The sequence below is a fragment of the Gordonia pseudamarae genome (assembly GCF_025273675.1).
Classification (GTDB): Bacteria; Actinomycetota; Actinomycetes; order Mycobacteriales; family Mycobacteriaceae; genus Gordonia; species Gordonia pseudamarae.
The window spans coordinates 3,047,579-3,060,482 of sequence record NZ_CP045809.1; the positions used below are offsets into that span (position 1 = coordinate 3,047,579).

A 12,904-nucleotide genomic window follows, 5' to 3' on the forward strand; every position below is an offset into this window, starting at 1 on the left:
AAGCTCGCGCCCGCGGGCTTGTTATCCAGCTACCACGGGCACGGCCGAGGTGATGTCGACTCCCAGACGGGCCAGGACCTCGGTGCTGGCCTTGGCGAAGTTGAGGCTGCAGAAGTGCAGGCAGGGCGCACCTTCGGCGATGAGCCGCTGCGCCCATTCGGTGGCCAGGTCGATCCCGACCGCACGAACCGCGGCGCGGTCCTCCTGATCGCCGGTGCCGGCGGCTGCCGCGAGCCGTGCCTCCACGTCGACCGGTATCACCGACCCCGACAGCGACACCATCTTGCGGACGCTGGCCAGGGAGGTGATGGGCATGATGCCCGGGATGAGCGGCTTGGCCGCCTGCTCCGAATCGGCCGCGGCCAGGCGATCACGCAGACGCAGATAGTGCTCGACGTCGAAGAAGACCTGGGTGATCGAGTACTCGGCCCCCGCCCGCAGCTTGTCGACCAGCGCCCGGGTGTCCTGTTCGAGATCGGGGGCGCGGTGGTGGCCTTCCGGGAAGGAGGCGACGCCCACGTGGAAGTCACCGAGGTCGCGGATCAGCCGCACCAATTCCTCGGCGTAGGTCAGCCCCCGCGGATGCCTGACCCACTCACCCAACGGATCTCCGGGCGGATCACCGCGCAGCGCGAGGATGTTGGTGATGCCCTGGGCCGCGTACGCCCCGACCAGCGAACGCAGCTCGTCGATGCTGTGATTGACGGCGGTGAGATGGGCCACCGGCAGCAGGGTGGTCTGGGAGGCGAGCTGGCCGGTGATGCGAACCGTGCGATCACGGGTCGATCCACCGGCGCCGTAAGTCATCGACACGAAGGCCGGACCCAGGCGCTCGAACGTGCGGACCGTACGCCACAGCCGTTCTTCGCCCTCGGCATCACGCGGCGGCATGAACTCGACCGAGAACGGGATCGGGCCGCGGTGCGGCGCCGACAACCTGTCCACGATCGACAGAGACGTCGAGTTGGTGGTCACCGGCACATCATACGGAATGGTCCGGCACCTCCACCGAGGCGGACCGCTAGCCTGTAGCCGTGACATCCGCACGCCCGGTCGATCAATTCGCCGCACCCGCAGGACTCGATGACGTACCGGACTCTGTCGGGGGTGTGCTCAGCGACTTCTTCGACCGGGTGATCCCGCACGCGGCGGCCATCGACCCGGTGGTCGGCGAGGCGGCGACGATGCTGCGCGAGTTCACGATGAACGGTGGCAAACGCATCCGGCCCACCCTGCTGTACGCGGGCTGGCGCTGCGGGGTGTCCGAGGTGGGCCGCTCGCCCGCTCCCGGCGACGGCGACAATCCGGCGGAAGCGCTGCGGGCCGGGGCGGCGATCGAGTTGATCCAGGCCTGCGCACTCATCCACGACGACATCATCGACCGCTCCGACACCCGGCGCGGCCGTCCCACCATCCATCGCGCCGTCGAGACCGCGCACACCGACGCGGCCTGGTCCGGTGACCCTTCGGCGTTCGGGATGGCCGGGGCGATCCTGATCGGTGATCTGGCACTGTCGTGGGCCGACGACCTGTTCCACGGTGTCGGTGTCGCCGAGGAACTCCCGGCGGGGGCATTGCGCCGGGGTGCGGCCCGCCGGGCGGGCGCGGTGTGGGCGGCGATGCGCACGGAAGTCCTCGGCGGCCAGATCCTCGACATCGTCAACGAGAGCCGCGGGAACGAGTCGGTGAGCGCGGCCTACCGGGTGATGGAGTTCAAGACCGCCGCGTATACCGTGGCCCGCCCGCTCGAGCTCGGCGCCACTCTGGCGGGTGGTTCGCCGGCGCTGATCAACGCCCTGCGCAGTGTCGGCCACGATCTCGGTATCGCCTTCCAGCTGTGCGACGACCTGCTCGGGGTGTTCGGTGATCCCGAGCAGACGGGCAAACCGTCGGGCGACGATCTGGTCGCCGGTAAGCGGACCGCGCTGATCGCGGTCGGACTGAACCGGGCGGGGGCGGCCACCGGCGGCGAGCTGCGCGGTCTCATCGGCCGTGAGCTGTCGACCGACGAACTGGTCCGGGCCCGGTCCATCCTGGTCGATGTCGGCGCGGTCGCCGACATGGAGCAGCGCATCGACCGTCTCGACGAACGCGCCCAGGCCACGATCGCCGCGCTGAACGTCGACGGCTCGGTCCGGTCCGAACTGTCCGCCCTCGGGCATCGTCTCGGGCACCGCCAACGGTGAGCCCGCACCGGACCCGGCGGGTGGTGGTGATCGGCGCCGGCTTGTCGGGGCTGACCGCGGCCCTGCGGCTGCGGGGCGCGGGCTGCCAGGTCACCGTCGTCGAACGTGAGGACGTACCCGGAGGCCTGGTCCGCACGGAGACGCTGACCCCCGGTCCCCTGTCCGGTGGGATCCTGACCGGCGGTGGGCCGGGACCACTGTGCGACACGGGTGCGACGGTGTTGACGATGCCCGAACTCATCGTCGAGGCGCTCGGCGAGGTGGGGGTGGCGCCGGACGAGGCATGGCGGCGGCTGGATCTGGTGCCGGTCGACCCCACCTATGTGGCCACATTCGCCGACGGCACCGAACTGACCCTGCCGCGCGGCGCCGCCGCCGCCGGGGACGCCGTCTCGGCGCAGCTCGGGGGACGCGAAGGCGCCGGGGTACGAAGGCTGTTCGGCTGGCTCGGTGACCTCTACGACGCCGAGTTCGACACCTTCATCGACCGGAACTTCCACCGGCCGAGCGACCTGGCCGACCGCCGGACCCTCACCGATGCCGCCGCCCTGATCCGCCTGGGTGGGCTGACCAGCATGTCGTCGAAGGTGGCCTCGTTCATCGACGACGAACGGCTGCAACGGATGTTCAGCTTCCAGGCGCTGTACGCGGGGGTGCCCCCACAGCGTGCCGCCGCGATCTACGAGGTCATCGCGCAGATGGACATCGGGCGCGGACTGAGTCATCCGCGCGGCGGGATCGGCCGGATCGGTGCCGTGCTGGCCGACGCGCTCGTCAACTCGGGCGGGCGGCTGCGCCTGCGCACGGCCGCGACCCGGATCGTGCGCGAGGGTGGCCTGGTACGCGGGGTGACCGTCGCCGGCGGCGAGAGACTTCCGGCCGATGCGGTGATCGCGACCGTGCCGCCGCCGGCCGTGGCGGATCTGCTCGGACGGCCCCTGCCGAGGGGGCCGCGGTGGCGCGGAGTGCGGTACTCCCCCAGCGCCGTCGTCGTACACGGCACCGCGCCGCGTGCGATGACCGCCGGCTGGCCGGGACACCACCACACCATCAGCTTCGGTGCGGCATGGGCCGAGACGTTCGACGACCTGATCGGCAAGTCCGGCCGGTTGATGCGCGATCCGTCGTTCCTCATCACCCGGCCCGCCTTCTCCGACCCGGACCGGTACATCGCCGCCGACGCCGATTCGGTTCTGGTGGAGGCGGTGTCGGTGCTCGCGCCGTGTCCCAACCTGCACACCGCCGACCTGGCGTGGGAGTCGATCACCGACCCGTATGTGACCGAATGTCTGCGCACCCTCGAATCCCGTGGCTTCCACGGCATCGCCGGCGGTCTGCGGATCGCCCGGGTCGATACGCCACGCACATGGGCGAGCGCCGGGCTGCCCGCCGGCACCCCCTTCGGGGCCGCGCACACCCTCACCCAGACCGGTCCGCTGCGCACCCCCAACCGATGGCCGTCGCTGCCGAATCTGTTTCTGGCCGGTGCCGGCACGATCCCGGGTGTGGGCATTCCGCCGGTACTGATCTCGGGTCGCCTCGCCGCCGCCCGGGTTCTCGGATCATGACTTCCGCGAACTGCGTTCGGTCGCCGCGCCCCGAATCCGGTGCGTCGGCCACCCGGCGGGACCTGCGTCTGGGCGCCGTGGGTGCGCTGCTGGTGTGCCTGGGTGGGTTCGGGATGGGCGATCTGCCCCGCAACTCACCGGTGGTGACCGATTCCGGACTGGCCTGGGTGTCCTACGGTCACGGGAAGACGTTGTCGGCCATCGTGTTCTGGTGCGGGGTGGCCGCGATGGCGTACGCCTGGGTCCGGCTGGGCAGACGTATCGCGCGCGTCGGTGACGCCGCCGACGCCGACGACGAGTCGCTGAGCGTGTCGTCGCTGCGGCGCGCGGTGCTGCTGTGGGCGGCACCGCTGGTGGTGACCGCACCGCTGTACAGCCGCGACGTGTACGCCTACCTCGCCCAATCGGCGGTGCTGCGTGAGGGTTTCGACCCATACACCGACGGTCCCGCGCACTATCCGGGTCCGTTGCTCGACAGCATGGCGCAGGTGTGGACGGCCACCACCGCCCCGTACGGACCGCTGTTCATGGGTCTGGGCCGGGCGGTCGTGGAGGTCACCGGCGACCATGTGATCCTCGGCGTGCTGGCGATGCGGCTGGTGCTGTTGCCGGGCCTGTTCCTCTCGTTGTGGGCGATCCCGCGGCTGGCAACACATTTCGGCGCTTCCCCGCAGGCCGGATTGTGGCTGGCGCTGCTGAATCCGATGGTGCTGATCCATCTGGTGGGCGGGCCGCACGTGGAACTGCTGATGATGGGGGTGCTGGTCGCCGGCGTGGTGCTGACGCTGCGGCGCCGGCACGTGGCGGGGCTTGCGATGCTGGGGGTGGCGGCGTCGATCAAGATCACCGCGGGTATCGCGATCCCGTTCGTGGTGTGGATCTGGCTCTCGCACCTGCGTTCGGATCGTGAGGCCGCCGCCGGCGCGATCACCGGGCCCGCGGCGCCTTTGGGGGTGCACCTACCTGGTGATGTGCGGCTGCCGATGGGTGTGCGGCTGCGGGTGTTCGCACTCGTCGCCGCGATCCCGGGTGCGGTGTTCGGGGTGTGGACGGTACTTCTGGGGCTCGGGTTCGGCTGGTTGCACGGTTTGGGCTGGGCCGACCGGATCATCAACTGGTTCACCGTCCCCACCGCCGTCGCCCATCTCGTCACCTGGGCGGCCGCCCCGTTCACCGCCCTCAATCTGCAGGAGGTGCTGCCGGTGACCCGCGGTGTGGGCGCGGTGTGTCTGGCACTGATCCTGGTCGGGCTGTGGTGGTGGGGCCGCCGGGACGAGCGGTCCGCGGTGGTCGGCATGGTGTGGGCGATGGTGGCCGTGCTGCTTCTGGAACCGTCGACACTGCCCTGGTATTACACCTGGGCGCTGTGTCTGGCGGCCGCGTTCACCCTGACCGACCTGGTGCGGACGGTCGTGGTGGGGGTCTCGACGTTCATGCTGGTGGTGTTCCAGCCCGACGACTCGATCTGGTTCTATCGTCCGCCGTATCTGATTGTAGCGCTGTCTCTTTCGGCATTGGCTGCGGTGTCGCTGACCCGTCGTGATCCGTTGCGCCTGGGCCGGTTGACCGGTCCGTGCCGGCGCGCGGACGCGACATGATCGTCCCGCGTCCGTCGGCGCAGGCGGCGCGCGGATATCACCGCGCGGCCGACCTGATCGCCCGGCACGGCCGCACCTACCACCTGGCGGCGTCACTGTTGCCGCACGAGAACAGGTTCGCGGCATACGCGCTGTATGGCTTCGCCCGTTACGTCGACGACATCGTCGACGTGTCCGGCGGCCATGTCCCCGACGATGTCCGGCTCGCCGAGCTCGACAGGATCGCGATGCTGCTCGATTCGGTGATCGGCACTGGTGGCGAGCCGTTGTCGGACGGTCCGGATCCGGATGATCCGCTGTCGGAGATCCTGGCCGCGCTGGCAGACACGGTTCGGCGGTTCGACATCCCGGTGCGGACTTTCGACGCCTTTCTGCGGTCGATGCGAATGGACGCACCAGGGTCCGAGGTGTTTTGCAATCGCTATCGCACTCTGGCCGAGCTGGCCGGATATACCGACGGTTCGGCAGCGATCATCGGTGAGCAGATGCTGCCGATCCTCGGGGTCACCGCCCCGGATGCCCGGGTGCGGGCGTCGGCACGAGCACTGGGTGACGCCTTCCAGCTGACCAACTTTCTGCGTGATGTGGCCGAGGACCTCGACCGTGACCGCATCTATCTGCCGCTCGACGAGTTGGCGGCGTTCGGTGTCGACGAGGCGCATCTGCGGTGCTGCCGGGCCGCCGGCTCCACGTCGGCGCCGCTGCGCCGGGCACTGGCGCATCTGATCGCCGTCAACCGGGACATCTATCGGAAGGCGGAGTTCGGGATCGCCGCGCTCCCCCGCCGAACCCGGCCGGCGATCGCCGTCGCGGCCGCCACCTATGCCGAGATCCTGTGCGAGATCGAACGTTCCGGCTACGCCGTGATGTCCACCCGCGCCGTCGTGTCCACCCCCCGCAAACTCACCGTAGCCACAGCCGCCCTGCTGACCACCACGACTGACGAGTGAGCCGGGTGAGGAACGAGCCCGCGCGAACGAGGAGGGAAGAACACGACCTCGGGCCCGCCGGACCCGCGATCGGCGAGCGGGCGAGCGGGTGCCACCTACACCGTCCGGCGGGCCGTCGTGTTCTGGACTGACGAGTGAGCCGGGTGAGGAACGAGCCCGCGCGAACGAGGAGGGAAGAACACGACCTCGGGCCCGCCGGACCCGCGATCCGCGAGCCCGCGAGCGGGCGCCATGTCACGGCGGGCCGTCGTGTTCTGGACTGACGAGTGAGCCGGGTGAGGAACGAGCCCGCGCGAACGAGGAGGGAAGAACACGACTCCGGGCCCGCAGGACCCGCGATCCCCGAGCCTGCGAGGGGGCGCCATATTACAGCGCCAGGGCTTGGGCGCGCCGTATCACTTCGCGGGCTGAGTGGGTGTGGATGGCTTCGGCGGGGTGGATGCCGAGGTCGTCGAGCGTGGTGAACATCCAGCGGAGTGCTTCGTCGCGGGTGAATCCGCCGTCGAGGAGGACGTCGACGAGGCCGGTGTAGTGCTTGGCGATGCCGTCGTCGTCGAAGAAGAGTGCGGGGATCGCGGGTTGGCCGGATGCGGAGACGGCGAAGAGGTTGTGGTCGCGGATGAGTGTACGTACCCGGTTGGCGGAGACTCCGAGGTGTCCGGCGACCTGGTCGACGGTGAGGGTGTCGGTTCCGTCGGGCAGGGTGGTGCCCGGGGACAGCGGTAGTGATGCCACCGAATAAGGATACCGTGGCACCGGTAGATTCTTGTTGCGTGACCGCTTCCGCTGATCCACTTATCGGCACGGCCCTGGAGGGCCGGTACCGGATTGACGCGTTGATTGCCCGGGGTGGCATGTCGGCGGTGTATCTGGGTATGGATCTGCGGTTGGCTCGTGCGGTCGCGATCAAGGTGATGGATGCCCGCTATGGGATGGATTCGCTGTTTTTGCGCCGTTTCGAGTTCGAGGCGCGTGCGGTTGCCGGTCTGCGTCATCCGGGGCTGGTGGCGGTGTACGACCAGAGTGTCGATGACGGTATCGCGTTTTTGGTGATGGAGTTGGTCGAGGGCGGCAGTTTGCGCGAGTTGTTGCGTGAGCGTGGTCCGATGCCGCCGCATGCGGTGGTGGCGGTGGCCGATCCGGTGTTGGGCGCGTTGGGGACCGCGCATCGGGCGGGTCTGGTGCATCGGGATGTGAAGCCGGAGAATGTGCTGATCTCTGATGACGGTGAGGTGAAGGTCGCCGATTTCGGTTTGGTGCGGGCGGTGGCGGAGGCCGGTGTCACGTCGGCGAGTGTGATTTTGGGGACTGCGGCGTATTTGTCGCCGGAGCAGGTGGAGTCGACGACGGCGGATGCGCGCAGTGATGTGTATTCGACCGGGGTGTTGCTTTTCGAGATGCTGACCGGCCGTACGCCGTTCCGGGGTGATACGCCGCTATCGCTGGCCTATCAGCGGCTCAGTTATGACGTGCCCGCTCCTGGTGATGTGATCGCGGGGGTGCCGGAGGAGTTGGACGAGGTGGTGTTGCGGGCGACCGAGCGCAATCCTGCTCTGCGTTATCCGGATGGGTTCGCGATGCAGGAGGCGATTGTGCGGGCGGCTGACGAGTTGGGTTTGCCCGCGTTCACGGTTCCGGCGCCGCGCCGGTCGGCGGAGCGGATGATGGTCGCCCGCAATCGTGCGGTGCAGACGCAACCGCATGTTCCGTCGGGTCTGGCGGATCGTTCGGGTGGTGCCGGGGTGCGGAGGCCGGTGGGTCCGCCGGCGCCGGTTGCGCTGAGCATGCCGGCCGATCCGGTTGGTGCGCCGGGCGGGCCTGACGCCGATCGCCGGGGGTCGGCGGTTGTGTCAGGGGAGGGTCAGGACATGTCGGGGTCGGCCGTGTGGGAGCCGGACGTGTCCGGGTCGGCTGACGCCGATGTCGTCGCCGATGTCGAGTTGCCGACGTTCAAGGCGGCCGCGTCGACGTTGACGACGGTGATGTGGTTGTTGACCGTGGTGCTCGTGGCGCTGGCGGTCGGCGGTCTCGGCTGGTGGGTGGGCGGCGGCCTGTTCCACTGACCGGCCGGGCCAGCACCGGCGGTCACCTCCCGGGCGTTGTGCGCGGGCGGGAGTGCCGGTGCCGTGAGGTCAGCCGCGGAGCATCTCGGCGACGAGGAATGCCAGCTCCAGCGACTGCTGGGTGTTCAGTCGCGGATCGCAGGCCGTCTCGTAGCGGCCGGCGAGGTCGAGGTCGGAGATGTCCTGCGCACCGCCGAGGCATTCGGTGACGTCCTCACCGGTCAGTTCGACGTGGACTCCGCCGGGGTGGCTGCCGAGGGCGCGGTGGACTTCGAAGAATCCCTGCACCTCGTCGACGATGCGGTCGAAGTGCCGGGTCTTGTATCCGGTGGACGATTCGTGGGTGTTGCCGTGCATGGGGTCGCACTGCCAGATCACCTTGTGACCGGTGGCTTCGACGGCGGCGACGATGGCGGGCAGGACTTCGCGCACTTTGCCGTTGCCCATCCGGGCGACGAGGGTGAGGCGGCCGGGCGTGTTGTGCGGATCGAGCTTCTTGACGTACTGGACGGCCTCGTCGGGGGTCGTGGTGGGGCCGATCTTCACGCCGATGGGGTTGGCGATGAGTTCGGCGAAGGCGATGTGGGCGCCGTCGAGTTGGCGGGTGCGTTCGCCGATCCACAGGAAGTGCGCCGACAGGTCGTAGAGTCGTTTGTCATCGCCGCCGGTGGGGTGGTCGGCCAGCCGCAGCATGGCCCGTTCGTAGTCGATGACCAGCGCTTCGTGCGAGGCGAAGATCGCCGCGCTCTTGAGGCTGGAGTCGTTGACCCCGCAGGCGTCCATGAACCGCAGGCCGCGGTCGATCTCGGCGGCGAGCGCCTCGTAGCGTGCTCCGGCGGGCGAGGTCCGGACGAACTCCCGGTTCCAGTCGTGGACGCGGTAGAGGTCGGCTTCGGAGCTGGTGAGCGCGCGCACCAGGTTCATCGCGGCGGCCGCGTTGGCGTAGGCGCGCACCAGTCGGGACGGGTCGTGTACGCGGGCCTGCTCGTCGGGTTCGAAGGCGTTGACCATGTCGCCCCGGTAGGACAGCAGGCCGAGCGAGTCGGTGTTGGCCGAGCGCGGTTTGGCGTACTGGCCGGCGATGCGGGCCACCTTGACCACGGGCACGCTGGCACCGTAGGTGAGCGCGACCGCCATCTGCAGCAGAGTCCGGATGTTGGCCTTGATGTGGGGTTCGGTGTTTGCGGCGAACGTTTCGGCGCAGTCACCGCCCTGCAGTAGGAACGCCCGGCCTTCGGCGACCTCGGCGAGCTGCGCGGACAGCGATTCGACCTCGGCGGGCATGCAGATCGGGGGCGCGCTCTCGAGTACCGTGCGCATTTTACGTGCCTCGTCCTGCGGCCAGCTCGGCTGCTGCAGGGCGGGTCGGCTCAGCGCGTCGTCGAACCGTGCCTGCAGGTCACCAGGAAGCGGGGGCAGTTCGGGAAGCTCGTCAATCGGAACGTCTACGGTCCAGTTCACCACCAGACCAGGGTAGACGACCTGATCGGTGGGTCCGGTCACCGGGCCGACCGGACGGTCGCCGGGCACCCGATGTCAGCGGGTGATGAATCCGGCCGCCTCGATCGCCTCCCAGCGGCGCAGATTGTGGCGGGCGTCGCTGAGGGCGTCGTGCGCGTCGTCGGGTGCCGGGGGCAGCGGCGGTTTGCCCGATGATTCCCAGTGCTGTTTGAGTTCGCGGGTGAATCTCGGCATGGGCCGCGGCAGCGCGGTCATGGTGCCCCACAGCTGGCAGATGGCCACGTGGTCGTAGGCGCCGATCCAGGCCCAGAGTTCGATGTCGGATCCGTCGGCGGTGAGGAACTCGAGCAGGTCATCACGAATGGCGCTGCGCGATCGCCAGGCCCGCGAGGACGGTGAGGGCAGCTTGGGCAGCACATTGGCGCGTACCCAGTCACCGGCCCGATCCGGGTTGAACTCGGTTGATACCGCGTAGAACTCGCGTCCGTCGGCGCTGACGACGCCCACCGACACCAGGTCGATGGTGGAACCGTTCTCGATGAACTCGGTGTCGTAGAAGAACTTCATGCGGCGACCGTCACGCGGCGGCCGGGGTGCTGCCGCCATCGGACGGCGAATCCGACTGTGCCGGCTTGTTTTTCAGCGACGCCGCATACACATCGACGTACTGCTGCCCGGACAGCTCCATCAGACTGTACATGATCTCGTCGGTGATGGCCCGCTCGATGAACCGGTTGCCCTGCAATCCGTCGTACCGCGAGAAGTCGAGCGGCTTACCCACTTTCACCACGATCTTGGCGGGCCTGGGCAGCACGGAACCAGGCGGGTTCAGTTTGTGGGTATTGATCATCGCGACCGGGATCACCGGCACACCGGCGTCGAGCGCGATCCGGGCCAGGCCCGTCTTGCCCTTGTAGAGACGGCCGTCGGGCGACCGGGTGCCCTCGGGGTACATCCCCATCAGTTCACCCTTGTCGAGCTGAGATCGCGCGGCCGTCAGCGCACCCGCCGCGGCCTGCGCGCCGGACCTGTCGATCGGGATCTGTCCCACCGCGGTGAAGAACCACCGCTGAAAGCCGCCCTTGAGCCCTGTTCCGGTGAAGTACTCGCTCTTGGCGAGGAAGTAGATGCGCCGCCGAACCATCAGCGGCAGAAAGAAACTGTCCATCACCGCGAGGTGATTGCTGGCCAGGATGGCCGCCCCGGTGTCGGGAATGTTCTCCAGGCCCTCGATGCGCGGCCTCCCGATGACTCGCAGAATCGGGCCCAGCAAAACGTATTTGAAGAGGTAGTACCACATCCCCGTGCTCCCTGTCGCCGCGCCGTTTCAACTCCCGAGAAACATTACCCGGCCTCGCGCCGGGGCACCCGGCGGTGTCGGCCCCGATCGCCGACCGACCTGATCACCGACGGCCCGGCTCCCCGAGCGCACGGATGGGGGTGGGCGCGGCAACAGTGACAAACCGCGGGTCGGTGGCCCCGATCCCCTGCCGCGCCACTTCCGCCGCGCCGATCACACCCGCGGCCTCACCCAGCTGGGTGCCCCTGATCCGGGCCAGCTGCCGGTAGCCGGAGCCGGTGACCAGCCTGGCGTAGTGTTCGCGGGCCTCATCGAGGAACAGCCCCGAGGAGGCACCCACACCACCGGCCAGCACGATCAGGTCCGGGTCGAAGATGTCGGCGATCATGGCCAGCCCCTGCCCCAGCGACAGCGCGAGCTGCGAGTAGGCGGCGACGGCGACGGCGTCTCCGTCGGCGGCGGCGCGGGCGACCCGGCGGCCGGTGAGTGATCCCGGGTCGGCGGCGACGTCGGCGGCCAGCGCGCTGCGTCCCCAGTCGCCGTCGGCCAGCAATTCGATGACAGTGTCGACCAGTGCCGTTCCGCTGCAATAGCGTTCCCAGCAGCCGGCCTTGCCGCACGAGCACCGGCGGCCGCCCGGCACGATCGTCAGATGTCCGAGTTCGGGGGCGACGCCGAAACTGCCGCGATAGATCTCGCCGTCGAGGATGAGTCCGGCACCGATGCCGGTTCCGATGGCCAGCACCAGCGAATTGTGTCCGCGCGCGGCTGCGCCGTACCGGAATTCGGCGACGGCCGCGGCGTTGGCGTCGTGTTCGGTGAACACCGGCAGACCGATCCGCGCCGACATGTCCGCCGCCACCGACGCCTCACGCCAGGGCAGGTGCGGTGCGAACCGGACGATCTGCCGGTCCCTTGTCAGAAAGCCCGCGATCGCCAATCCCACCGCCTTGACCGCCCACCGCGACACCAGTTCGCCGACAAGCCGATCCAGGCAGTGTTCGAGCGCGGCGGCGGTCCGCGGGGTGGCTGCGCGCAGCGTGTCGAGCATCGCACCGCGGTCGTCGACGACGGAGGCCCGGACACTGGTGCCGCCGATATCGATGCCGATCGTCAAAGTCCCCATCACGTCTCCTCGTCCGGGTCGACTCCGATGACGCCGGGCTCCGGATGCGCGCGGCCGCCCGCCGTGTCATGGAAACCGTACGTCCCGCGCGCGCCGTGCGCTGCCGATCCGCGGTCGATGCGCACCGAGATCGGCGAGTACGCGGATTGGGGTCGCGGCCCGGCCGGTTGTGCGGGCGCCGACTGCAATGCCCGGACCACCGCCTCCAGGACCGCGATCAACGCCGACAGCAGCCGTGCGAGCAGATCACCGAGTTCGGCCAGGAGCGAGGCGATCTCCCCGGATGCCTCGGCGAGATAGTCGCCGATCGGCACCTGCCCACCGTGGCCCCCGGAGGGCGCGGCACCGAATGATCCCGGTGTCGATGATGCCGCGGCTCCAGCGATCGGCCCGGACGACGTACCGTGGGTGGCGCGATCGCGCACGGGTGGGCGCGATGCGGGGTGTCCCGACGGGGCGAACATCGCCGCGATGGTGTCGATGTTGGCCGCCAGGCCCAGTAGCAGGTCCCGGACGATGTCCGTGCCTCCTGCCGCACCCGCGGCCGAGGAGCTCTCGTGGGCGTCCCGGGTGTCCTCGCCGTTGCTGCTCATCGTCGTGTGCCGAGTCCTCACGTGTCCGGCCGGTGTTCCCGGGCCTTGAGAATCATGTG

The 12,904-nt window shown here is 69.2% G+C and carries 12 protein-coding genes; 5 read left to right on the forward strand and 7 right to left on the reverse strand.

Annotated elements, in window-relative coordinates:
* Positions 1-21 precede the first annotated feature (21 nt).
* Complete coding sequence (locus GII31_RS13365) at positions 22-1,041, reverse strand: methylenetetrahydrofolate reductase (RefSeq protein ID WP_407649817.1); 1,020 nt, start codon at positions 1,039-1,041, stop codon at positions 22-24.
* On the opposite strand from GII31_RS13365, the gene GII31_RS13370 reads away from it, so the two are divergent.
* From GII31_RS13370 to GII31_RS13385, 4 genes are read left to right on the forward strand one after another with little or no spacing between them, the layout of a single operon-like run.
* The gene (locus GII31_RS13370; RefSeq protein WP_213243776.1) at positions 1,035-2,186 is read left to right on the forward strand and encodes a polyprenyl synthetase family protein; all 1,152 of its coding nucleotides are present in this window, start codon (positions 1,035-1,037) and stop codon (positions 2,184-2,186) included. The genes GII31_RS13365 and GII31_RS13370 overlap by 7 nt on opposite strands.
* A complete protein-coding gene (locus GII31_RS13375; RefSeq protein WP_213243778.1) occupies positions 2,183-3,754 on the forward strand; it encodes a phytoene desaturase family protein in 1,572 nt (523 codons plus the stop codon). The genes GII31_RS13370 and GII31_RS13375 overlap by 4 nt, the downstream gene beginning before the upstream one ends.
* A complete protein-coding gene (locus GII31_RS13380; RefSeq protein WP_260839979.1) occupies positions 3,751-5,352 on the forward strand; it encodes an alpha-(1->6)-mannopyranosyltransferase A in 1,602 nt (533 codons plus the stop codon). Before GII31_RS13375 ends, GII31_RS13380 begins: the two co-directional genes overlap by 4 nt.
* A complete protein-coding gene (locus GII31_RS13385; RefSeq protein WP_213243781.1) occupies positions 5,349-6,302 on the forward strand; it encodes a phytoene/squalene synthase family protein in 954 nt (317 codons plus the stop codon). The genes GII31_RS13380 and GII31_RS13385 overlap by 4 nt, the downstream gene beginning before the upstream one ends.
* Positions 6,303-6,668: 366 nt before the next feature.
* Here GII31_RS13385 and GII31_RS13390 read toward each other — a convergent pair whose 3' ends face one another.
* Positions 6,669-7,037: an Rv2175c family DNA-binding protein gene (locus GII31_RS13390; RefSeq protein ID WP_213243783.1), complete on the reverse strand. Its 369-nt coding sequence runs from the start codon at positions 7,035-7,037 to the stop codon at positions 6,669-6,671.
* A 38-nt stretch (positions 7,038-7,075) separates the two neighbouring features.
* Here GII31_RS13390 and GII31_RS13395 point away from each other — a divergent pair, with 38 nt between their 5' ends.
* Positions 7,076-8,365 (forward strand): protein kinase domain-containing protein, encoded by a 1,290-nt coding sequence (locus tag GII31_RS13395; protein ID WP_213243785.1) that lies wholly within the window; start codon positions 7,076-7,078, stop codon positions 8,363-8,365.
* 69 nt (positions 8,366-8,434) lie between these two features.
* Here GII31_RS13395 and GII31_RS13400 read toward each other — a convergent pair whose 3' ends face one another.
* The 5 genes from GII31_RS13400 to GII31_RS13420 form a co-directional block, all read right to left on the reverse strand.
* Positions 8,435-9,829, reverse strand: a complete 1,395-nt coding sequence (locus tag GII31_RS13400; protein ID WP_213250366.1) for a class II 3-deoxy-7-phosphoheptulonate synthase — start codon at positions 9,827-9,829, stop codon at positions 8,435-8,437.
* A 72-nt stretch (positions 9,830-9,901) separates the two neighbouring features.
* Positions 9,902-10,393, reverse strand: a complete 492-nt coding sequence (locus GII31_RS13405) for a polyadenylate-specific 3'-exoribonuclease AS (RefSeq protein WP_213243787.1) — start codon at positions 10,391-10,393, stop codon at positions 9,902-9,904.
* Positions 10,394-10,403: 10 nt separating this feature from the next.
* A complete protein-coding gene (locus GII31_RS13410; RefSeq protein WP_213243789.1) occupies positions 10,404-11,126 on the reverse strand; it encodes a lysophospholipid acyltransferase family protein in 723 nt (240 codons plus the stop codon).
* A 103-nt stretch (positions 11,127-11,229) separates the two neighbouring features.
* Positions 11,230-12,252 (reverse strand): ROK family protein, encoded by a 1,023-nt coding sequence (locus GII31_RS13415; protein WP_213243791.1) that lies wholly within the window; start codon positions 12,250-12,252, stop codon positions 11,230-11,232.
* Positions 12,252-12,845 carry a hypothetical protein gene (locus GII31_RS13420; protein ID WP_246221869.1) on the reverse strand — a complete coding sequence of 198 codons (594 nt, stop codon included), beginning with the start codon at positions 12,843-12,845 and terminating at the stop codon, positions 12,252-12,254. The genes GII31_RS13415 and GII31_RS13420 overlap by 1 nt, the downstream gene beginning before the upstream one ends.
* Positions 12,846-12,904 lie beyond the last annotated feature (59 nt).

Excerpts from the sequence above, each read along its gene's own strand:
- GII31_RS13420 (WP_246221869.1), bottom strand. The coding sequence starts at position 12,845 with ATGAGCAGCAACGGCGAGGACACCCGGGACGCCCACGAGAGCTCCTCG.
- GII31_RS13405 (WP_213243787.1), bottom strand. The coding sequence starts at position 10,393 with ATGAAGTTCTTCTACGACACCGAGTTCATCGAGAACGGTTCCACCATC.
- GII31_RS13380 (WP_260839979.1), top strand. The coding sequence starts at position 3,751 with ATGACTTCCGCGAACTGCGTTCGGTCGCCGCGCCCCGAATCCGGTGCG.
- GII31_RS13410 (WP_213243789.1), bottom strand. The coding sequence starts at position 11,126 with ATGTGGTACTACCTCTTCAAATACGTTTTGCTGGGCCCGATTCTGCGA.
- GII31_RS13415 (WP_213243791.1), bottom strand. The coding sequence starts at position 12,252 with ATGGGGACTTTGACGATCGGCATCGATATCGGCGGCACCAGTGTCCGG.
- GII31_RS13385 (WP_213243781.1), top strand. The coding sequence starts at position 5,349 with ATGATCGTCCCGCGTCCGTCGGCGCAGGCGGCGCGCGGATATCACCGC.
- GII31_RS13365 (WP_407649817.1), bottom strand. The coding sequence starts at position 1,041 with ATGTCACGGCTACAGGCTAGCGGTCCGCCTCGGTGGAGGTGCCGGACC.